This window comes from Streptomyces sp. WAC03905 (assembly GCF_057371075.1).
The window spans coordinates 122384-142274 of the sequence record NZ_JBXYDZ010000003.1 but is presented as its reverse complement, the minus strand read 5'-3'; the positions used below and the strand labels follow the sequence as shown (position 1 = coordinate 142274).

Annotated in this window: 21 protein-coding genes; 10 read left to right on the top strand and 11 right to left on the bottom strand. The window is 72.9% G+C overall.

Annotated features, from left to right (window positions below; translation table 11 throughout):
* Positions 1-10 precede the first annotated feature (10 nt).
* On the bottom strand, positions 11-1372 hold the full coding sequence (locus tag AC2RP6_RS03600) for an ABC transporter substrate-binding protein (protein ID WP_486444777.1): 1362 nt from the start codon (positions 1370-1372) through the stop codon (positions 11-13).
* A gap of 143 nt (positions 1373-1515) precedes the next feature.
* Here AC2RP6_RS03600 and AC2RP6_RS03595 point away from each other — a divergent pair, with 143 nt between their 5' ends.
* The 4 genes from AC2RP6_RS03595 (at position 1516) to AC2RP6_RS03580 (ending at position 5026) form a co-directional block, all read left to right on the top strand.
* The gene (locus AC2RP6_RS03595) at positions 1516-2820 is read left to right on the top strand and encodes an ROK family transcriptional regulator (protein WP_486444776.1); all 1305 of its coding nucleotides are present in this window, start codon (positions 1516-1518) and stop codon (positions 2818-2820) included.
* Between the two features lie 58 nt (positions 2821-2878).
* A complete protein-coding gene (locus AC2RP6_RS03590) occupies positions 2879-3712 on the top strand; it encodes a class I SAM-dependent methyltransferase (RefSeq protein ID WP_486444775.1) in 834 nt (277 codons plus the stop codon).
* 176 nt (positions 3713-3888) lie between these two features.
* A complete protein-coding gene (locus tag AC2RP6_RS03585; RefSeq protein ID WP_486444774.1) occupies positions 3889-4311 on the top strand; it encodes an Ig domain-containing protein in 423 nt (140 codons plus the stop codon).
* 97 nt (positions 4312-4408) lie between these two features.
* Positions 4409-5026: a nucleoside/nucleotide kinase family protein gene (locus AC2RP6_RS03580; protein ID WP_486444773.1), complete on the top strand. Its 618-nt coding sequence runs from the start codon at positions 4409-4411 to the stop codon at positions 5024-5026.
* A 151-nt stretch (positions 5027-5177) separates the two neighbouring features.
* Here AC2RP6_RS03580 and AC2RP6_RS03575 read toward each other — a convergent pair whose 3' ends face one another.
* From AC2RP6_RS03575 to katG, 3 genes are all read right to left on the bottom strand, one after another.
* Positions 5178-5447 (bottom strand): hypothetical protein, encoded by a 270-nt coding sequence (locus AC2RP6_RS03575; RefSeq protein WP_486444772.1) that lies wholly within the window; start codon positions 5445-5447, stop codon positions 5178-5180.
* A 57-nt stretch (positions 5448-5504) separates the two neighbouring features.
* A complete protein-coding gene (locus AC2RP6_RS03570) occupies positions 5505-5675 on the bottom strand; it encodes a hypothetical protein (RefSeq protein ID WP_486444771.1) in 171 nt (56 codons plus the stop codon).
* 115 nt (positions 5676-5790) lie between these two features.
* Positions 5791-7983 (bottom strand): catalase/peroxidase HPI, encoded by a 2193-nt coding sequence (gene katG / locus AC2RP6_RS03565; protein ID WP_486444770.1) that lies wholly within the window; start codon positions 7981-7983, stop codon positions 5791-5793.
* A gap of 311 nt (positions 7984-8294) precedes the next feature.
* Between katG and AC2RP6_RS03560 the strand changes: the two genes are divergently transcribed.
* On the top strand, positions 8295-8723 hold the full coding sequence (locus tag AC2RP6_RS03560) for a Fur family transcriptional regulator (RefSeq protein WP_486444769.1): 429 nt from the start codon (positions 8295-8297) through the stop codon (positions 8721-8723).
* Between the two features lie 17 nt (positions 8724-8740).
* Here AC2RP6_RS03560 and AC2RP6_RS03555 read toward each other — a convergent pair whose 3' ends face one another.
* The 3 genes from AC2RP6_RS03555 to AC2RP6_RS03545 form a co-directional block, all read right to left on the bottom strand.
* Complete coding sequence (locus AC2RP6_RS03555) at positions 8741-8962, bottom strand: hypothetical protein (protein ID WP_486444768.1); 222 nt, start codon at positions 8960-8962, stop codon at positions 8741-8743.
* Positions 8963-9242: 280 nt separating this feature from the next.
* Entirely contained in the window at positions 9243-9437 is a 195-nt protein-coding gene (locus AC2RP6_RS03550) for an antitoxin (RefSeq protein ID WP_486444767.1), read from the bottom strand.
* 95 nt (positions 9438-9532) lie between these two features.
* Positions 9533-9850: an SCO4225 family membrane protein gene (locus tag AC2RP6_RS03545; RefSeq protein WP_486444766.1), complete on the bottom strand. Its 318-nt coding sequence runs from the start codon at positions 9848-9850 to the stop codon at positions 9533-9535.
* A gap of 279 nt (positions 9851-10129) precedes the next feature.
* On the opposite strand from AC2RP6_RS03545, the gene AC2RP6_RS03540 reads away from it, so the two are divergent.
* Positions 10130-10366 carry a hypothetical protein gene (locus AC2RP6_RS03540; protein ID WP_486444765.1) on the top strand — a complete coding sequence of 79 codons (237 nt, stop codon included), beginning with the start codon at positions 10130-10132 and terminating at the stop codon, positions 10364-10366.
* Positions 10367-10537: 171 nt separating this feature from the next.
* Here the strand turns inward: AC2RP6_RS03540 and AC2RP6_RS03535 are convergent, their stop codons facing one another.
* Entirely contained in the window at positions 10538-10984 is a 447-nt protein-coding gene (locus AC2RP6_RS03535; RefSeq protein WP_486450216.1) for a C40 family peptidase, read from the bottom strand.
* Positions 10985-11296: 312 nt separating this feature from the next.
* Here AC2RP6_RS03535 and AC2RP6_RS03530 point away from each other — a divergent pair, with 312 nt between their 5' ends.
* Complete coding sequence (locus AC2RP6_RS03530; protein WP_486444764.1) at positions 11297-12634, top strand: MFS transporter; 1338 nt, start codon at positions 11297-11299, stop codon at positions 12632-12634.
* Positions 12631-13818 carry an anhydro-N-acetylmuramic acid kinase gene (locus tag AC2RP6_RS03525; RefSeq protein ID WP_486444763.1) on the top strand — a complete coding sequence of 396 codons (1188 nt, stop codon included), beginning with the start codon at positions 12631-12633 and terminating at the stop codon, positions 13816-13818. Before AC2RP6_RS03530 ends, AC2RP6_RS03525 begins: the two co-directional genes overlap by 4 nt.
* 135 nt (positions 13819-13953) lie before the next feature.
* Here AC2RP6_RS03525 and AC2RP6_RS03520 read toward each other — a convergent pair whose 3' ends face one another.
* Positions 13954-14454, bottom strand: coding sequence for a hemerythrin domain-containing protein (locus AC2RP6_RS03520; protein WP_486444762.1), 501 nt, complete (start codon positions 14452-14454; stop codon positions 13954-13956).
* Between the two features lie 366 nt (positions 14455-14820).
* On the opposite strand from AC2RP6_RS03520, the gene AC2RP6_RS03515 reads away from it, so the two are divergent.
* Positions 14821-16359: a glutamate synthase subunit beta gene (locus AC2RP6_RS03515; RefSeq protein ID WP_486444761.1), complete on the top strand. Its 1539-nt coding sequence runs from the start codon at positions 14821-14823 to the stop codon at positions 16357-16359.
* A gap of 66 nt (positions 16360-16425) precedes the next feature.
* Here the strand turns inward: AC2RP6_RS03515 and gap are convergent, their stop codons facing one another.
* Together gap and AC2RP6_RS03505 are read right to left on the bottom strand one after the other, a co-directional pair.
* Positions 16426-17424, bottom strand: a complete 999-nt coding sequence (gap, locus tag AC2RP6_RS03510) for a type I glyceraldehyde-3-phosphate dehydrogenase (protein WP_486444760.1) — start codon at positions 17422-17424, stop codon at positions 16426-16428.
* Between the two features lie 128 nt (positions 17425-17552).
* Entirely contained in the window at positions 17553-18509 is a 957-nt protein-coding gene (locus tag AC2RP6_RS03505) for a GlxA family transcriptional regulator (protein WP_486444759.1), read from the bottom strand.
* A gap of 106 nt (positions 18510-18615) precedes the next feature.
* Here AC2RP6_RS03505 and AC2RP6_RS03500 point away from each other — a divergent pair, with 106 nt between their 5' ends.
* Positions 18616-19848, top strand: a complete 1233-nt coding sequence (locus AC2RP6_RS03500; RefSeq protein WP_486444758.1) for an FAD-dependent oxidoreductase — start codon at positions 18616-18618, stop codon at positions 19846-19848.
* Positions 19849-19891: the final 43 nt, after the last annotated feature.

The following is a 19891-nucleotide window of genomic DNA, read 5'->3' as shown; positions in this document are numbered from 1 at the left end:
GGCCGGCGGCTCAGCCCGCCATCTGCTGCTGGGCCTTGGCAAGTTTGGCCTTGACGGATTCGGTGGTCACGGGCCGGCCCGCCGCGGCGTCGGCGAAGAGCTCCTTGACGGCCGTGCCGACGGTCGTCTCGAACTGCGACTCCTCGGGCACCTGGGGGAGCGGGGCGGCACTGGTGGCGAGCGTGTCGCGCAGGACGGTGAGGTCCTGGTCCGCGAAGGCGGGGTCGCTCTGCGCCGCCTTGACGGGCGGGACGGAGCCGTAGGTCCGGTTGAGGATCTTCTGCTCCTCGTCGCTCGTCATGAACCCCACGAACTTCAGGGCGCCGTCGAGGTTGTCGGTGTTCTTGAAGACGGCCATGTTGATGCCGGCGACCATCGAGTTGACGTGCGCGGCGCCCGCACCCGCGGCGGAGGCCGGAACGGGGACGGGGGCGGTGCCCCAGTCGCCCTCCCGCATGCCGTGGGCCTTGAACGAACTGGCCGCGCTCTGCCACAGCACCATGGCGGTCCGGCCGCTCGCGAAGTCCTGGAGGGACTGGTTCTTGTCGTATTCGGCGTTGCCCGGCGCGACGATCCTGTCCTTGGCCATCAGATCGACGTACTGCTTGACTGCGTCGACGTTGGCGGGCGTGTCGAAGGTGGGCTTGCCGGCGGCGTCGAAGAAGGAACCGCCGTGCTGCCGGGACAGGACGAAGACCTGGTGGACGTTGTTGGCGAGGTTGGCGCCCTCGGCCCCCAGCGCCCAGGTGCCGGACGTGCCGTCGCGGCTGATCCTCCGGCCGGTCTCGACGAGCTCGTCCCAGGTGGCGGGCGGCTTCTCGACGCCCGCCTCCCGGAACACCTTCTTGTTGTAGTAGAGCGCGTACGCCATGGAGTAGAGGGGGACGGCGGCCGGGTCCTGGCCTGCGGCTCCGGCCGAGCCGATGGCGGACGCCACGAAGCGGTCCCGGCCGCCGACGGACTTGAAGTTCTCCGCGTCCCAGGGCAGCAGGGCCCCGGTGGCCTGGAGCGAGGCGGACCAGGTGTTGCCGATGTTCAGGACGTCGGGGCCCTGCCCGGAGGCGGTCGCGGCGAGGATCCGGTTGAGCAGGTCGGACCAGGGGATGACCTCCAGCTTGACCTTGATGCCGGTCCGCTCCTCGAACTTCTTCAGCTCCGGGCCGAGGACGGCCTGGTCGGCGGCGATGTCGGCGCCCTGGTTGGAAGCCCAGTAGGTGAGCTCGTGGGGGGCGGAGTTCGAGCCGGCGCCGTCGGTGGACCCGCCACCGCAGCCGGTGGCGGTGGCGATCAGGGCGGCGGCGGTGACGGCTGCGGCGGTGGCCCTGACGGCGGCTTCGACGACTGCCGTCGCTGGTGCTGTGGATCTGCGCATGGCGGCTCGGTCCCTTTCGACGGGGTTGATCCAGGCCTTAACTTAGGGCGTGAGTTAAGCGGTGTGGAAGGGTCGCGTCAAGGGGTCGCGCAAGGGTATGTTGCGAGCGGTGTCACGGCGACGTGACGGTGGAAAGGGGCCAGATGACCACAGCGCGAAGCGGACGCACGGTACGGGACCTGCGGCGCGGAAACCGCAGCGCCGTGCTCCAGCGGCTGTACTTCGACGGCCCGATGAGCCGCCAGGAACTCGGACCCGCGACCGGGCTGAGTTCCGGCTCCGTCAGCAACGTCGTCGGTGAACTCGTCGCCGACGGACTGCTGGAGGAGGCCGGCGTCGTCGACTCGGACGGCGGGCGCCCCCGCACCCTGCTGCGCGTCCGCCCCGGCAGCGCGCACATGATCGGCGTCGACGTCGGCGAGACCCGGGTGCGCGTCGAGCTGTTCGACCTCGCCCTGACCGAACTCGCCCGCACCGAGATGCCGTTGCTGCCCCGCGGCTGCTACGACGTCGGCCCCGTCGTCGACCACGTCAGGACGGGCATCGCCACCGTCCTGGCCGACGCGGGCATCGGCGCGGACCGGCTGCTGGGCGTCGGCGTCGGCGTGCCCGGCATCGTGGACCACGACGCTCCGGGCGGATCCGTGGTCCACGGCCAGACCATCGGCTGGGACGCGGTCCCGCTGGAACGGCTGCTGCGCACCACCGGGGCACTGCCCGAGGAGGTCCCGTACCTCATCGACAACGGCGCGCGCACCCTCGGACAGGCGGAGATGTGGTTCGGCGCCGGGCGCGGGGCCCGGGACGCGGTCGTCGTGCTGTTCGGCTCGGGCGTCGGCGCGAGCCTGATCACGGACGGCTCGCCGGACGGCGGAACCCCCGGGGGCACCCCGCTGGAATGGGGCCACCTGACCGTCTCGGTACGCGGCAGGCGGTGCCGCTGCGGCGCGCTGGGCTGTCTGGAGGCCTACACCGGCGCGGAGTCGCTTCTGGCCCGGTGGACCGAGCGCGGCGGCGGCCCCGCACGGACCGGGGAGGCGGACGAGGAGGAGGCCCTCACCGGCCTGCTCGCGGCCGCCCGCGCGGCGGACCCGGTGGCCGTGGAGATCCTGGAGGAGACGGCGGAGTACCTGGGCGCGGGCCTGTCGGACCTGGTCAACCTGTTCCAGCCGGAGCGGATCCTCATCGGCGGCTGGGCGGGGCTGCTGCTCGGCCCGTACATCCTGCCGTCGGTCCGGGAACACGCGACCCGCTACTCCCTGCGGCACCCGGCCGGACGGGTCACCGTCGGCCTCGGCGCGCTGGGACCGGACGCGGTCACGGTCGGCGCGGCCACCCTCCCCCTGTCGGCCTTCTTCGCCACGGGCGGACGGCGGGCCGCGCCGGAGCCGCCCGCGGAACCCCCGGCCTGGCACGCCTCCCTCTCGGGCCGGGCCGGCGGAGCCTGACGGGGTACGCCCGGCGCCCCGCCCCGCGCGCACGGCCGATCGAGGGGACAATTGCCCCATGGCTGACACAGGGCTGTCACCGGAGGACGCCGGCCCCCCGACCGGAGGGCGCTACGGCGAGCGGGTCTTCCGGCCGGACCAGGGAGGCGAGGGCGACCGGATCGACCTCGGCGCCCTCACCTACGACGACACCACCATGACCCGGCTCCGCACGCTCGGCGCGGGACCCGGGTGGAACTGCCTGGAGGTGGGAGCGGGAACGGGCACCGTGGCCCGCCGCCTGCTGGCGGAAGCGGGCGTCGCCGAGGTCCTCGCCGTGGACCGCGACGTCCGGTTCCTCGCCGCGCATCCCGTACCCGGACTGACCGTGCTCCAGGCGGACGTCACCGCGGACGACTTCACCCCGGGCCCCTTCCGGCTGGTCCACGCCCGGTTCGTGCTCATGCACCTGCCGTCCCCGCGGAACATGGTCACCCGGCTGAGCCGGCTGCTCGCCCCCGGCGGCGTCCTCGTCGTCAGCGACGCCGTCGACCTGACCACCGCCGCCGCGCCCGACACGCCGTACACACGCGCCATGCGGGCCATGTGGCGCGGGCTGCGCGACAGCATCGGCACGGACGTCTCCCACGTGCCCCGGCACCCCGAGCTGTTGCGGGAGGCCGGTCTGGAATCCGTGGCGGCCGAGATCCACGTACCGCCCCTCCAGCCGGGCAGCCCGATCAGCAGGTTCTGGGCGGACACCTGGGAGCGTGCCCGCACGGCCATGGTGGGCACCGGCCTCGTCGACGACGGACAGCTCGATGAAGCGGTGCGCTACCTCGATTCCCCCGGGTGCACCGGACTGTCACCGGGCATGCTCACCGCCTGGGGCTGGAAGCCCGCTCAGCCGTGACCCGGCCCGCCCGCCCCTCGAACGCGAGCGCGAGGGCCATCGACGCCGCGGGCGACGGCCGCCTATGATGCCGACGCCATACCGCACCTCGAACGCACCCACCCAGCACGGGGGTTGACGGCGCCCGGGAACCCGACCGGAACCGCCGGCGCCACCCGACGAGTTCGGAGGTCCTGTTGAGCACACCCTTACGCACCCGGCGCGGCCCGCGCAGACTGGCGGCCCTGGCCATCGCACTGGCCGCCCTGCTGGCGGCGCCCGCCGGCACGGCCCTCGGCGCGCCGCAGGACGGCGCCACCGGCGTCGTCCGCGAGGCGGCGGCCGCCCCGGCCGTGGTCAACCCCGGTAACCAGGTCAATCTCCAGTGGGACGCCGTCCGCCTGCAGATGACGGCCACGGGCGGCGCCGCACCCTACGGCTGGTCCGCCTCGAACCTGCCGCTCGGCGCCACGATCAACGCCTCGACCGGCCTGATCTCGGGCGTCCTGCGCGGGAGCGGAACCCGTACGGTCACCGTCACCGCCAAGGACGCCGCCGGCGCCACGGCCTCCACCACCTTCACCTGGCGCGTCATCCGCGACGCCTGCCCCCGCTGCTGAACACGCCGGGCGGCGGCGCAGCGCGCGGCACTGCGCGACGGCCACGGACCGCCGCCGCCCGGCGCGGCCGCCGTGCGTGATCGGGCAGGATACGCACGTGCAGACGACGGAACTGGTGGAGAGGGCGGCCGCGCTGGCCGCACGGGGCGGCCGGCGGATCCTCGGCGTGGCCGGGCCGCCGGGCGCCGGGAAGTCCACCCTCGCCGCCCTGCTGGCCGGCGCACTCGGTCCGCGCACGGCCGTGGTGGTCCCCATGGACGGGTTCCACCTCGCACAGGCCGAGTTGCACCGGCTGGGGCGTGCCGACCGCAAGGGCGCCCCCGACACCTTCGACGCGGCCGGGTACGTGTCGCTGCTGCTGCGCCTGCGCGCGTCCGACGGCGCCACGGTCTACGCGCCGGCCTTCGACCGCTCTTTGGAGGAGCCGGTCGCCGGCAGCATCGCCGTCGCCCCGGACGTACCGTTGGTGATCACCGAGGGGAACTACCTGCTGCACGACGTGGGGGAGTGGGCCGGCGTCCGGCCCCTGCTGGACGAGACCTGGTACTGCGCTGCGGACGAGGACACCCGGGTCCGTCGCCTGGTCGAACGGCACGTGCGCCACGGCAGGGAACCGGCCGACGCGCGGGCGTGGGTGGCCCGTTCGGACGAGGCGAACGCCCGGCTCGTCGCCCGCGGACGTCACCGCGCCGACCTCGTCGTCGACATCGCCTGACGGTGTCCGTGGGCTCTCGACGGCCCGGGCGGGGCGGGCCGGGCGTGGCGGAACGGCGTTGTCCGAATCCGCTGTTAGGGTGACGTGTGCTCGTCAAGGCGGGCGCATTTCGGTTTCTGACATTCCAACGGGGTTCACACGTGAAGTTTCGTCATGTCCGTGCAATAGCCGTCTTCGGCATCGCCATCGTCGCGCTGACGGGTGCCCGCGGCTCCCACGGCGCCAGCTGCGGCGGCAGCAGCCACTCCAGCTCCAGCAGCTCCGGCGGCAGCAGCGGCGGCAGCACCACCGGCGGCAGCAGCGGCAGCGACAGCACCAGCGGTACGAGCAGCAGCTCCGGCGGTACCACCACCACCGGCGGTTCCAGCCGGGACAAGGCCGAGCGCGACATCAAGATCGACAGCTGCAAGCTGGACAGCACCGGGAAGAACCTGGTCGCCCGGCTGACCGTCACCAACAGCGGTTCGCTGGACCAGACCTACAGCATCACCATGAAGTTCAACCCGGCCGCGGGCTCCAGCGCGGTCGCGGCGACGGCCCGGGTGACCGGACTCAAGGTCAAGGCCGGCGCCTCCCAGCAGACCGAGGCCACCGCGCCGTACACCGGCAAGGGCGACGGCAGCGAGTACAAGGAGTGCGTCGTCTCCACCGCGTCGAAGAGCTCCCCTCTGACACGCAGCCGACCCGGCCGTCACGCAGCCGGCACGGCCCCCGGTGCAGACGTCCCGGCCGGCCGCCACCAGCGGCCGGCCGGGACGCGCCCGTCAGGCCAGGTCGAACCGGTCGAGGTTCATGACCTTGTCCCAGGCGGCCACGAAGTCACCGACGAACTTCTCCCGCGCGTCCTTGGACGCGTAGACCTCCGCGATGGCCCGGAGCTGGGAGTTCGAACCGAAGACCAGGTCCACGGCCGTCGCGGTCCACCGGGGCTCGCCCTCCGCGCCGCCCTGGCGCCCCTCGAAGACGTTCTCGTCCGCCGTCGACGCCTTCCACTGCGTCCCCATGTCCAGCAGGTTGACGAAGAAGTCGTTCGTCAGGGTCTCCGGCCGGTCGGTGAACACGCCGTGCGAGGACCCCCCGAAGCCGGTGTTCAGGGCCCGCATACCGCCGATCAGCACCGTCATCTCCGGCGCCGTCAGGTTCAGCATGCTGGCACGGTCCAGCAGCAGCGTCTCCGGCGACAGCTTCTCACCCGCCGCCAGGTAGTTGCGGAACCCGTCGGCCCGCGGTTCGAGCACGGCGAACGACTCCACGTCCGTCTGCTCCTGCGTGGCGTCCGTACGCCCCGGCGCGAACGGCACCGTGACCTCGTGCCCGGCGTTCTTCGCGGCCTGCTCGATCGCCGCGCACCCGCCCAGGACGATCAGGTCGGCGAGGGACACCTTCGTCCCGCCGCCCTGGGAGCCGTTGAAGTCCCGCTGGATCCCTTCGAGGGTCCGTACCGTCTCGGTCACCTCGGGCAGGGCGTTGACCTCCCAGTCCTTCTGGGGCGCGAGCCGGATCCGGGCCCCGTTGGCGCCACCGCGCTTGTCGGTGCCGCGGAAGCTGGCCGCCGACGCCCAGGCCGTGGTGACCAGTTGGGACACGGTCAGCCCCGAAGCGAGGATCCGGCCCTTGAGGGCGGCGACGTCGCCGGCCGAGACCAGGTCGTGGTCGACCGCGGGGACCGGGTCCTGCCACAGCTGGGGCTCGGGGATCCACGGGCCGAGGTACCGCGAGACCGGCCCCATGTCGCGGTGCAGCAGCTTGTACCAGGCCCTGGCGAACGCGTCGGCGAGCTTGTCCGGGTTCTCGTGGAAGCTCTTCGCGATCGGCGCGTAGACCGGGTCCACCTTCAGCGCGAGGTCCGTCGTCAGCATCATCGGGGCGTGCCGCTTGGCCGGGTCGTGCGCGTCCGGCACGGTGCCCTGCGCCGAGGCGTCCTTCGGGGTCCACTGCTGCGCCCCGGCCGGACTCGTCGTCAGCTCCCAGTCGTACCGGAACAGGTTGTCCAGGTAGCCGTTGTCCCACTTCGTCGGCTCGTTCGTCCACGCGCCCTCGAGCCCGCTGGTGATGGTGTCACCGCCCCGGCCGCTGCCGTACGAGTTGTGCCAGCCGAGGCCCTGCTGCTCCAGCGGACCGGCCTCGGGTTCGGGACCGACGTACTCCGGGTCGACCGCGCCGTGGCACTTGCCGAAGGTGTGGCCGCCGATGATGAGCGCGGCCGTCTCCTCGTCGTTCATCGCCATGCGCCCGAACGTCTCACGAATGTCCCGGGCGGCGGCCATCGGATCCGGATTTCCGTTGGGGCCTTCGGGATTGACGTAGATCAGGCCCATCTGCACGGCACCGAAAGGACCGGTGAGTTCCCGGTCGCCGCTGTAGCGCTCGTCGCCGAGCCAGGTGTCCTCCGGCCCCCAGAAGACCTCGTCCGGCTCCCAGATGTCCTCCCGGCCGAATCCGAATCCGAAGGTCTTGAACCCCATGGATTCCATGGCGCAGTTGCCCGCGAATACCAGCAGGTCGGCCCAGGAGATCTTCCGGCCGTACTTCTGCTTGACCGGCCAGAGCAGGCGGCGCGCCTTGTCCAGACTCGCGTTGTCCGGCCAGCTGTTGAGGGGCGCGAAGCGCTGCGCGCCGGAACCGCCGCCACCGCGCCCGTCGGCGATGCGGTAGGTGCCCGCCGAGTGCCAGCTCATCCGGATGAAGAGCGGCCCGTAGTGGCCGTAGTCGGCGGGCCACCACTCCTGCGACGTCGTCATCACCTCGAAGACGTCCCGCTTCAGGGCCTCGACGTCCAGGGTCGCGAACTCCGCCGCGTAGTCGAAGTCCTCGCCCATCGGATTGGCCTGGGGCGAGTTCTGGTGGAGAACCTGGAGGTCCAACTGATTCGGCCACCAGTCCCGGTTCGTCCTGGGACGAGTGGGCGTCGGGGTCGGGGAGGGGATTGCTGGGTTCTCGCTTTCGCTGCCGGACACGTCCGTCCTTCTTCCTGTCTCGGTGCTTCCATCTGCTGGCTGCTCGCTCTTGACGGCGTCCGTATGGTCGCGCACCGCAGACCGTGCGGCGGAGAGAACACGCAGGGCTTCGCCGCCCAAGACGCATTCACGGTTTTCGCCCGCGCGGGAAAAGGGGAGAAGACCAATGATCGTAGGATCATCGTTATCGCATGGTCGTGGGCGAATGCCCTGTCCGCATCATCGCCGGGTAACCTGTAGCTCGCTTTTCGGGCCCGCGACAGGTCCGCCCCCCTTCCTTTGTCCCGCCGAGCGCGAACTGGTGAGCCGACATGAGTGACCTGCTGGAGCGGTTGCGGGGGCGCGGCTGGCGCATGACCTCCCAGCGGCGGGTCGTCGCGGAGGTCCTCGACGGCGAGCACGTGCACCTGACCGCCGACGAGGTGCACGCCCGTGCGGCCCGGAGGCTGCCCGAGATCTCCCGGGCCAGCGTCTACAACACCCTCGGCGAGCTGGTCTCCCTGGGTGAGGTCGCGGAACTCTCCGCGTACGGGCGCGCCAAGCGCTACGACCCCAACGGGCACCACCCCCACCAGCACCTGGTCTGCTCCGGCTGCGGCCTCATCCGCGACGTCCGTCCGACCGGCGACCCGCTGGCCGGCCTGCCCACACAGGAGCGTTTCGGCTTCGCGGTGTCCGACGTGGAGATCGTCTACCGCGGGCTGTGCCCGTCCTGCGCGGGCGGCCCGCCGCACGCGTGACCGGCAGAGCGTTTCGGCTACCACTCGGGGTGGACGTCGTGGCTGTCGTAGCGGTCGCCGGCGGCGGTGATCCAGGGCCGGAAACGGCCGGGCCCGGTGGCGTCGTGGGCGTAACCGACCGGTTCGCGGGTGTCGTCGGTCACTATGACGGCCCCGGCCCGCTGGGCACTGCGCAGGGCGTGCGTCCAGTGGCGGCCACGGTGGCCGGTGCGGTAGTCGGGGATCTTGCACTGGGACATCTCGGGGTCTCGCCGTCTCGGTCTCGTCATCGGATGCGGACATGACGTATACCCCGTTCGGGCCGGTTCGAACATATGTGTCCGGACCGGCGGACCCCCACGCGGACCGGGCCCCCCTCGTGACGGCCGCGCCAATGCTCAGGAGTGGTGGGGGACGCTCCGGCGTGGCGCCGCCCCACACCCTCGCCGGCGATTTCGGCGCGGGGTCCGGGGCAGCGCCCCGGGCACCGGCCCGGGGCGACCCCGATCGGCTGCCCGCCGCGGGAGCGGAAGGGTGGGCTCAGGCCTGGGGCGGCGGGGGGTTTCCCTGGTCGCGGCGCAACTGCTCCTTCAGCTTGTCCTGGGCGGTGTCGACCTGGCTGCTGTACTTGCCCTGGGTCTTGCCGTCGACGAAGTCTCCTGCCTTGTCGATGCCCTGGTCGGCCTGGCTCTCGTGACCGCGCAGCATCTGCTTGAGCTTGTCCATCATCGACATGTCGGCCTCCTTTGCGTCCGTCCCCCACGGCAAGGGTTCCCCATGATCGACGCGCCCGCATCCGCGAGTCTCTGACCTCGGCGGATACGGCCGGGTCAGAGGTCGACGCGGCTCGTTCCGCGGCGGACCGCGCGGACGGCCAGGCCGAGCAGGAAGGCCTGGAAGAGGTACGAGAAGGCCAGGAGGCACCACATGGTGGCGTCGGTCTGTGCCCAGGCCCCCACGGAGTTCACGACCGAGAGCAGGAGCGCCCCGGTGGGCGCGGCCAGCATCAGGGCGAACAGCCCGGCCGTCTGGTCGCCCCCGTCGCCGGCGCCGATCAGCAGCAGGAGGGCCGCCAGGCCGAGGTACGTACCCGACAGCCAGTTGCCGAAGGTGACGGTGGCGAACGTGCGGACCGGTCCAGAACGCATGGAACTCCTCGGGGTGCCCGGTGGGTACGGCCCACCTGAGGCCGTGACGATCACCATGGTGCGGCCGCCCCGCCGGGCGCGGCAGAGTACGCGTACTCAGCGCGGGTACTCAGTGCGCGGACCCGGCCTCGCGGCCGGGCTGCCCCGACCACGTCGTGCGGCCGACCCGGCCCCGTCGTGCGGGCGGACGCCGGCCGCGGCCCCCGGGCCGCGTCATTGCGGGCGTCCGACGCGCTGCCAATGGGCGCGACATGCCGGTCGGCATGGAACGATCTCCGCATGACAGAGAGCATGAGCCCGTACATGTCCTCGGCGCGGGTCACCGTCCTGGGGGTGCAGGCCGGAGACCCGCCCTTCCGGATCGTCGAGATCGACGGGGAGGTGGTCCGTATGGCGACATCCATGACCGACGTGATCCTGGCGGCCGCGGACGCGGGGATCACCATCCACGACCTCGACGATCCGGACTCGGTCCGCTGGGTCGGCGGCGGAAAACTCACCTGGCGGCTGCACTAGGGGCCGTGCCGGCGGTTGCGCCGTGCCGTCGCCCGCTTCCAGTCACGCACACCACCGAGAAAGGATCGGTGACCGGGGGTCGGTCGACGTGCACGCGCGCGTGCGCCGGCCACGGCCGGGCGGGCGGTGAACGCGAACGCGCCGCGAACGGGTGGTGGATCGGGTGGTGGCTCAGAGGGCGCGTCCGTATCGGACCGCTTCGCTCCAGATGCGTTCCAGTCGCACGGTCGTGCCGGGACGGGGAGCGTGCCAGATCCTGTCGTCGCCGGCGTAGATGCCGACGTGCGTCATGGTCTCTCCTCTTGGGAAGAAGACCAGGTCACCGGCCGTGCGATCGGCCTTGGGGATGTGGCGGGTGTGTTCGTACTGCTGGTCGGCCGTGCGCGGGAGGCGTTTGCCGGCCTTCTTGAAGGCGTAGAGGGTGAGGCCCGAGCAGTCGAAGCGTCTGGGGCCGGTGGCGCCGTAGGCGTACGGCGAGCCCTGTTTGGAGGCGGCCACCCGGACGGCTTTCGCGCCGTACGACGGTGCCGCGTACGCCGGGTCCGTGGGGCCGGTCAGGGCGCCGGCCGCGAGGAGCAGTATGAAGAAGACGGCACGTGCTCGGGGGCAACAGCACATCGGGGAAGTGCCCGTGAGGGCCTTTCGGAAGTCGGTCCTGGAGCAGGACATCGTGACACCTCCGCAATCGGTTGGCAGGCGACAAATCAGATCAGCGGCCTGGTCCTGTTCTCGGTGGCAGTCGTCTTGGCTCTGACGGCGGACCAGTTTTCCCGCACCCCCCGCCCCGATCGCATCGGACACGAAGCGATTTGTCCCGATTTTGCGTTCGATTGAAGAAGATACGAACAGATGACCGTCACACCGCCGCCGATATGCTGAATCGGGGCGCCGACAGGTATCGCTCGGCCGCCGAACGGGCACGCAGCACGGGTGAACCCGACCGAACTGCTCCCCGCGCCGCCGTCCCGCGCCGCGGCCCGCCGGGCCCTGCTCGCCGGTTCGGCGGGCAATCTGGTCGAGTGGTACGAGTTCGGCGTCTACGGCTGCTTCGCCACCGTCATCGCGGCCAACTTCTTCAGCCCGCAGGCGGGAAGCCCCGGCGCGGGCGCCGAAGCGCTGGTCGCCACGTACGCCTCCTTCGCGCTCGCCTTCTTCTTCCGGCCCGTCGGTGCCCTGCTGTTCGGGCGCGTCGGGGACCGGTTCGGCCGCCGTCCCGCCCTCGTCATGGTCATCGGTCTCATGACGCTCGCCACCACCCTCATCGGGCTCCTGCCCACGCGTGCCGACATCGGCGCCGCCGCCCCCTGGCTGCTCACGTTCCTGCGGGTGCTCCAAGGGCTGTCCGCCGGGGGCGAGTTCGGCGGAGCGGTGTCCCTGATGGTGGAGTACGCCCCGCCCGGCCGCCGCGGCCTCCACGGCGCATGGCAGTCCTTCACCGTCGCCCTCGGTCTGCTGGCCGGCGCCGCAACGGCCACCGCCCTCGCCGTGGCCTTGCCGGCCGAAGCGCTGTACGCGTGGGGGTGGCGGATCCCGTTCCTGCTGGCCCTGCCGCTGGGGACGGTCGCGCTGTGGCTGCGCACGGCCCTGGAGGAACCCCCGGACGCACCCCCCGGAGGCCCGCCCGGCGTGTCGGCCGCCCCGCGCGCGAGCGGGCCGGCCGCCCCAACGGACCTGGCGGAGCAGGCCCGTTCCGTCGTGCTCGGCATCGGACGGATCATGGGCTGGTCGGCGGCCGGCTATACCTTCCTGGTCGTGCTGCCGTCCCATCTCCAGGCCGCGCTCGGGGCGTCCTTCCGGGACGCCCTCCTCGCCACCACCCTCGTCAACCTCGGCTTCGCCGCGTCGATCCTGCCCGCCGGACGGCTCAGCGACCGCTTCGGGCGGCGCCCGGTCATGCTCGCCGGGGCGCTCGGGATCGCCCTGCTCGCCCACCCCCTCCTGCAGTTGCTCCAGTCACCCGGGGCGTCCCCGTCGGCCCGGGCCGCCGCCGTGCTCGCCGCCGGCGCGCTGGTCGGCCTGCTCGCCGGACCGGGGCCGGCCATGCTCGCCGAGATGTTCCCCCGGCGCGTCCGCTGCACCGGGCTCGGCCTGTCCTACGCCCTCGCCAACGCCGTGTTCTCCGGCTGCGCGGGACTCTTCATCACCGCGCTCACCGCCCGGACCGCCGACACCGCGGTCCCCGCCCACTACGCCGCCGGCGCCTGCGCCCTCAGCGCCGTGGCGCTGCTGACCCTGCGCGGCAACGACCACCGGGAGCCGCTGCGATGAGGGTGATCGGCCTCATGTCCGGGACCTCCTACGACGCCGTGGACGCCGCCGCCTGCGACCTCGAGCACCGGGCGGAGGACGGCGCGCTGCACCTCACCCCGCTGGGCATGGTCAGCGAGCCGTACCCGGCCGACCTGCGGGCCGGTCTCGCGGGTGCCCTGCCGCCCGCCACCACCACCCTCGCCGACGTGTGCCGCCTCGACACCCGCATCGGACAGGCCTTCGGGCGGACCGCCGTCCGGGCCGACCGCGAACTGTGCGCGCAGAAAGCCGAGTTGATTGCCTCGCACGGGCAGACCGTCTACCACTGGGTCGCGGACGGGCAGGTCCACGGAACCCTCCAGATCGGCGAACCGGCCTGGATCGCCGAGGCGACCGGCCGGCCGGTCGCCTCCGGCTTCCGCACGCGCGACGTCGCGGCCGGCGGGCAGGGCGCACCGCTGGTCAGCCTGATCGACCTGATGCTGCTGCGCGGCCGCCCCGGTGTTCCGGCGGCCCTGAACATCGGGGGGATCGCCAACGTCACCGTCGTGCCCCCGCACGCGGACCCCGTCGCCTTCGACACCGGCCCGGGCAACGCCCTCATCGACGCCGCGGTACGCGAACTGAGCGGCGGACGCCTGGCGTACGACGAGGACGGAGCACTCGCCGCCTCCGGACGCGTCCACGACGGCCTGCTCCGACGGCTCCTCGCCGAGCCGTACTACCGGCTGCCCGCACCACGGACGACGGGGAAGGAACTGTTCCACCCCGAGTATCTCCGCTCCCGCCTGGGGGAGTTCGGGCAACTTCCGCCGCAGGACGTCGTCGCCACGCTCACCCGCCTCACCGCCCGCACCGTCGCCGACGCGCTGCGGCCCCTGGGAGCCACCGAGGTGTTCGCCTCGGGAGGCGGCGTGCGCAATCCGACGCTGACGGCCATGCTCCGCACCGAGCTCGCCGGTACACGGCTGCGCGCCTCCGAGGAGCTCGGGCTGCCCGCCGCGGCGAAGGAGGCGTACGCCTTCGCCGTACTCGGATACCTCACCGTGCACGGCCTCGCGGGCAACGCGCCCGGTTGCACCGGAGCGGCCGGCCCCCGCGTCCTGGGGTCGATCACCCCGGGCAGCCGCCCACTCCACCTGCCGCCGCCGACGGCATCCGCCCCGCACTCCCTGTCCGTCCGCCCGGACGGCCGGTGCTGAGGCGCCCGGACGCGCGCCCGGTCGGGCCGGTCGGTGCGCCGCGGCGCACCGACCGGCCCGGGACGCTGTTCGCGCGGATCCCCGGCACGGAACCGTTCGAGGGCACCGCCCTCCGGCGTTCCGGCCGGGGACCCGTCACTTCCCCACGATCTTGCGGACGTTCTCGATGCTGCCGCAGTCCGACTCCAGCTGCCTCTTGCGCTCCGCCAGGAACGCGGCGCCCAGCTCCGCCCGGCGTTCGTCCGGGACGTTCTCCCGGGTACCGTTGAGGATGGTCCGCTCCTCCTCGTCCAAGTGGTGGGAGACCGCCTTGACGAGGTCCTCCAGGCGTTCGTCCCACTCGTCGGATCCGACCTCTTCGACCTCCAGGAGCTTCAGCAGCGCCTCGTTGCCCTCGGCGTGCTCCTCCTCGCCGTGCTCCACCTCGTCGTCGTCGACGCCCCGGAAACGCTTGAGCGCACCGTAGACCTCGGCCTCCTCGGCCTCGCCGTGGGCGATGAGCAACGCCGAGAACTGGTCCCGGGCCGCCGCGCGGTCGGCCTCGACGCTCCGCATCCGGCGGAACAGGTCCTCCATCGTCCGGTGGTCCTTCAGGATCACCTCGACCACGTCCTGGCCCTTGCCCTCGTCCGCCATTCCACACGCCTCCTCGATCGGGTTACGGTCACCTGGCGCTTGCTCGCTCGCCGCGACCTGAAACGTCCCGCCGCCGCTCCGCGACCTTCACGATCACCACGCAGACCTCCCCGACCACCCACCCCGAGCTGCTGGAACGGGGTCCGCGACGTCCAGGAGGGCTTCGTCTGCGCCCCGCCACGCGGCTGACACCCCCGGCGCGCGCGGGGGCGCCGCCGAGCGGCCCTGCGCGCCCGCCACCCGAGCGGCCCTGCGCGCCCGCCACCCGAGCGGCGTAACCTGGTCGGACCGCCACTGGGAGGGCGCGCCGCCACCGCGGTGCGCGCACCCGCACACCCCGCCGCTAATGATCCAGGGAGGCGGCGCGTGACCGATCCGTTCGGCTTCCTCAGGATCCCCCGCGAGCCCGTCCCGGCCCGGCCCGTCGAGGAACGGCTCGCCGACTGGCGCGAGGTGCACGCCGGCCAGGCACTGCTCCCGCTCGTCTCCCGGCAGGCCGGCCGCTGCATGGACTGCGGCATCCCCTTCTGCCACACCGGCTGCCCCCTCGGAAACCTCATACCCGAGTGGAACGCCTACGCCGCCCACGCCGACTGGCGCGCCGCGTACGAGCGGCTGCACGCGACCAACAATTTCCCGGAGGTCACCGGGCGGCTCTGCCCCGCTCCCTGCGAGGACGCCTGCGTCCTCACGATCAACGCGGACCCCGTGACCATCAAGAACGTCGAGCAGACCATCGCCGACGAGGGACTGCGGCGCGGCTACATGGGGCCGCGGCCGCCGGACCGGCACAGCGGCAGGACCGTGGCGGTCATAGGGTCCGGCCCGGCCGGACTGGCCGCCGCCCAGCAGCTGACCCGGGCCGGTCACACGGTCACGGTCCACGAGCGGGCGGACCGGATCGGCGGCCTGCTGCGCTACGGCATCCCCGAGTTCAAGATGGAGAAGGCCCACCTGGACCGCCGGATCGAGCAGATGCGCGCCGAGGGCACGGAGTTCGTCACGGGCCACGACGTCGGAGGCGCCGCCGCCGCGGACGCCACCGCCACCGCCGCAGCCGACGCCGCCGAGCTGCGCGGCCGGTGCGACGCCGTCGTCGTCGCGGTCGGAGCCGGCGAGCGCAGGGAGCTGACCGTCCCCGGCCGTGAGCTCCACGGCATCCACCAGGCCATGGACTACCTGACCTGCGCGAACCGGGTGCAGGAAGGCGACCGGGTCGCGTCCCCCGTCACCGCCGAGGGCCGGCACGTGGTCATCGTCGGAGGCGGCGACACCGGATCCGACTGCATGGGGACGGCCCTGCGGCAGGGCGCGATCTCCGTGGTCCAGCTCGACATCAACCCGGAGCCCGGCCCCGACCGCACCGACGACGAACCCTGGCCGGTGTACCCCAAGACGTACCGGATCTCCCACGCCCACGACGAGGCGCGCGGGCGCGCGGGCCGCGACCCCCGCCTGTTCGCCTGCGCCACCCTGCGCTTCGAGGGGGACGCGTCGGGCCGGGTGCGGGCCCTCCACCTGACCGCGGTCGAGCCGGTCGGCCGCAGCCCGCTGGCGGGGACCGAGCGGGTCCTGCCGGCAGGGCTGGTCCTGCTGGCCCTCGGCTTCTCCGGCCCCGAGCGGGCGGGGGGACTGCGCGAGCAGCTCGGCCTGGAGCTCGACGAGCGCGGCAACTTCGCGCGGGACGCCGGCTTCGCGGCCCGCGGCGGCCGGGCGCCCGGGGTGTTCGTCGCCGGCGACGCGGGCCGGGGCCAGTCACTCGTGGTGTGGGCCATCGCCGAGGGCCGGGCGGCGGCGGCCGCCGTGGACCGCTACCTCACCGGCTCGACCTGCCTGCCGGCGCCGGTCGCCGCGCACGACCTGCCGATGTCGGCGCTCGGCCGCATGCGCTACGGGGCCTTCTGAAAACGGCGCGCTCCGGCCGGCCCGAGGGGCCGGCCGGAGCGCGGGTCACTGACGGCGGGGCGGTGCTCAGCCCGCGGCCAGGAGCGTGAGGGTGTCGATCACGCGGTTCGAGAAGCCCCACTCGTTGTCGTACCAGGCGACGACCTTGACGTGCCGGCCGTCGACGCGGGTGAGTTCCGAGTCGAAGATCGACGAGGCGGGGTTGCCGGTGATGTCCGAGGACACCAGCGGGTCGTCCGAGTACTCCAGGACGCCGGCCAGCGGGCCCTCGGCCGCGGCGCGGTAGGCCTCCAGGATCTCCTCGCGCGTCACCTCGCGGGCGACCGTCGTGTTGAGCTCCACGATGGAGCCGACCGGGACGGGCACGCGGATCGAGTCACCCTGCAGCTTGCCGTCGAGCTGCGGAAGCACCAGGCCGATCGCCTTCGCGGCGCCCGTGGAGGTCGGCACGATGTTGACGCCGGCTGCGCGGGCGCGACGCGGGTCGCGGTGCGGGCCGTCCTGCAGGTTCTGCTCCTGCGTGTAGGCGTGCACCGTCGTCATGAAGCCGTGCTCGATGCCCGCGAGCTCGTCCAGGACGGCGGCCAGCGGGGCGAGCGCGTTGGTCGTGCAGGACGCGTTCGAGACGATGGTGTGCACGGCCGGGTCGTAGGCGTCGGTGTTCACGCCGTACGCCAGGGTCACGTCGGCACCGTCCGACGGCGCGCTGACCAGGACCTTCTTCGCGCCCGCCTTGAGGTGGGCGCGGGCGGCGTCGGCCGAGGTGAAGCGGCCGGTGGCCTCCAGCACGATGTCGACGCCGAGCTCCGCCCAGGGCAGCTGCTCCGGCTCGCGCTCGGCCAGCACCGTGATGCGGCGGCCGTCGACGACCAGGGTGTTCCCGTCGACGGTCACCGGGCGGCCGAGCCGGCCGGAGGTGCTGTCGTACGCCAGGAGCCGCGCGAGGGCCTTCGGCTCGGTGAGGTCGTTGACGGCGACGACCTCGAGGTCGCTTTCGCGCTCCAGCAGCGCGCGCAGCACGTTGCGTCCGATGCGGCCGAATCCGTTGATGGCGATGCGAGTCATGAGCGAGTCCCTTTCGTTCGCCATCAGGTTCGCCCTCCGCGGCCGACCGCGACAGCGGCGTGATCGCCACTGTTCAAAAGGATCTCGCCAGCCCGGTCGGCGGGATCCTCGCGGGTCCGGTCCCGTTCCTACTCACCCTTCGTGAAGGTGCGCCGGTACTCGGTCGGGCTGGTCCCCAGGATCCGCTGGAAGTGCAGCCGCAGGTTCGCGCCCGTACCGAGGCCCACGTCCGCGGCGATCTGCTCGACGCCACGCTGCGAGCGTTCCAGCAGCTCACGGGCGACGTCGATGCGGGCCCGCATGACCCACTGCATCGGCGTGTAGCCGGTGTCCTCCGCGAACCGCCGGGAGAAGGTACGGGGCGACACCCCGGCGTGCCGGGCGAGCGTCTCCAGGGTGAGGGACTCACCGAGCCTGCGCAGCGCCCACTCGCGTGTCGCGGCGAACCGCTCGCCGAGCGGCTCCGGCACGCTGCGCGGCACGTACTGCGCCTGACCGCCGCTGCGGTAGGGGGCGGCCACCAGACGCCGCGCCGCGTGGTTGGACGCGCCGACCCCGAGGTCGCCGCGCAGGATGTGCAGACAGAGGTCGATGCCCGAGGCGGCGCCGGCCGAGGTGAGGACGCTGCCCTCGTCGACGAACAGGACGTTCTCGTCGACCCGCACGAGCGGGTGCTTGGCCGTGAGCGCCCGGGCGTAGTGCCAGTGCGTCGTGGCGCGCCTGCCGTCGAGGAGGCCCGTCGCGGCCAGCGCGAACGCGCCGGTCGAGATGGCGGCCAGCCGCGCCCCCCGCTCGTGGGCCGCGATCAGCGCGTCCAGGACCGCCCGCGGCGGATCCTCGCGGTCGGGGAAGCGGTAGCCGGGCACGAAGACGATGTCGGCCCACGCCAGGGCGTCCAGTCCGTGCGTCACGTGGTACGAGAGACCGTCGCCGCCGGCGACCAGCCCGGGCGCCGCGCCGCACACCCGTACCTCGTACGGCATGCTCGCGCGGGTCGTGAAGACCTGCGCGGGGATGCCCACGTCGAGCGGCTTCGCGCCGTCCAGGACGAGGACGGCGACGCGGTGGAGACGGGAGGCTGGCACGGGTCGAGCCTACGCGGGCCCCGGCGAGTGTCCCGCCGGGGCCGACGTCCCCGGTGCGGTATACGTGCCTGGGGATCGCCCGATCTCCGCGAAGGGAGTGGTTGCCGTGGAGCGAACGACCTGCTGCGTGGTGGGGGGCGGCCCGGCCGGAATGGTGCTCGCGCTGCTGCTGGCCCGCGCCGGGGCGGAGGTGACGGTGCTGGAGAAACACGGGGACTTCCTGCGCGACTTCCGCGGCGACACCGTGCACCCCAGCACCCTGTCGCTGCTGGACGACATCGGCCTCGCCGAACGCTTCGCGCGGCTGCCGCAGCGCCGCGTCACGACGGTGCAGCTGCCGATCGGACCCGACCGGTCCCTGGTCACCATCGGAAACGTCGGGGCGCTGCCCGGACCGTACAACTACATCGCGATGGTGCCCCAGTGGGACCTCCTGGACCTCCTCGCCGACGAGGCGGCCCGGGAGCCCTCCTTCCACCTGCGCATGGACACCGAGGCGACCGGTTTCCTCGTCGAGGGCGGCCGTGTCAACGGCGTGCGTTACCGCACCGCGGACGGCGCCACCGGCGCGCTGAGGGCCACCCTGACCGTGGCGTGTGACGGCCGCGGCTCACTGGCCAGGACGCTGCCCGAACTGGGCCTGGAACACTTCCCGTGCCCCATGGACGCCTGGTGGTTCCGCCTGCCGCGGCACGAGGACGACCCCAGCGGGCTCGTGGGCGGCCTCGGCGACCGGTTCTTCACCGCGCTCATCGACCGCGGCGACTACTGGCAGTGCGCCGCGCTCATCCCCAAGGGGACCGACACCGAGCGCCGCGCCGAGGGGCTGGAGCGGTTCACGACCCGCTTCGCCGAGGCCGCTCCCTGGCTGGCCGACCGGAGCCACGCCCTCAGCTCGTGGGACGAGGTGAAGCTGCTCGACGTACGACTGGACCGGCTGCGCCGCTGGCACCGCCCGGGCCTGCTGTGCATCGGCGACGCCGCCCACGCCATGTCACCCGTGGGCGGGATCGGCATCAACCTCGCCGTGCAGGACGCGGTCGCCGCCGCCCGCCACCTCGTGCGCCCGCTGCGCGCGGGCCGGGTCGGGCTGAACGACGTACGCCGCGTCCAGTTGCGCCGCTGGCCGACCACTGTGGCGACGCAGGGTCTCCAACGCCTGGCCCACACCCAGGTCATCGAACCGCTGCTGGAGGGCCGTACCGCGTTCGGCGACCCGGCGCGCGCCAAGCGGATCACGGAACTGTTCACCGAGATGCCCTGGCTGAACCGCGTCCCGGCGTACTTCATCGGCTACGGCGCCCTCCGCGAGCGCCCGCCGGCCGAATCCCTGCGCTGAGCCCCCCGGCGGTCGCCACGCACGGTGACGTGGCGACCGCCGG

Bases quoted from the DNA above. Each gene is read 5' to 3' on its own strand.
- AC2RP6_RS03550 (WP_486444767.1), bottom strand. From the start codon at position 9,437: ATGTCGATGATGGACAAGCTCAAGCAGATGCTGCGCGGTCACGAGAGC.
- AC2RP6_RS03525 (WP_486444763.1), top strand. From the start codon at position 12,631: ATGAGGGTGATCGGCCTCATGTCCGGGACCTCCTACGACGCCGTGGAC.
- AC2RP6_RS03535 (WP_486450216.1), bottom strand. From the start codon at position 10,984: ATGTGCTGTTGCCCCCGAGCACGTGCCGTCTTCTTCATACTGCTCCTC.
- AC2RP6_RS03560 (WP_486444769.1), top strand. From the start codon at position 8,295: ATGAGTGACCTGCTGGAGCGGTTGCGGGGGCGCGGCTGGCGCATGACC.
- AC2RP6_RS03555 (WP_486444768.1), bottom strand. From the start codon at position 8,962: ATGTCCCAGTGCAAGATCCCCGACTACCGCACCGGCCACCGTGGCCGC.
- gap (WP_486444760.1), bottom strand. From the start codon at position 17,424: ATGACTCGCATCGCCATCAACGGATTCGGCCGCATCGGACGCAACGTG.
- AC2RP6_RS03600 (WP_486444777.1), bottom strand. From the start codon at position 1,372: ATGCGCAGATCCACAGCACCAGCGACGGCAGTCGTCGAAGCCGCCGTC.
- AC2RP6_RS03590 (WP_486444775.1), top strand. From the start codon at position 2,879: ATGGCTGACACAGGGCTGTCACCGGAGGACGCCGGCCCCCCGACCGGA.
- AC2RP6_RS03540 (WP_486444765.1), top strand. From the start codon at position 10,130: ATGACAGAGAGCATGAGCCCGTACATGTCCTCGGCGCGGGTCACCGTC.
- AC2RP6_RS03545 (WP_486444766.1), bottom strand. From the start codon at position 9,850: ATGCGTTCTGGACCGGTCCGCACGTTCGCCACCGTCACCTTCGGCAAC.
- AC2RP6_RS03520 (WP_486444762.1), bottom strand. From the start codon at position 14,454: ATGGCGGACGAGGGCAAGGGCCAGGACGTGGTCGAGGTGATCCTGAAG.
- AC2RP6_RS03595 (WP_486444776.1), top strand. From the start codon at position 1,516: ATGACCACAGCGCGAAGCGGACGCACGGTACGGGACCTGCGGCGCGGA.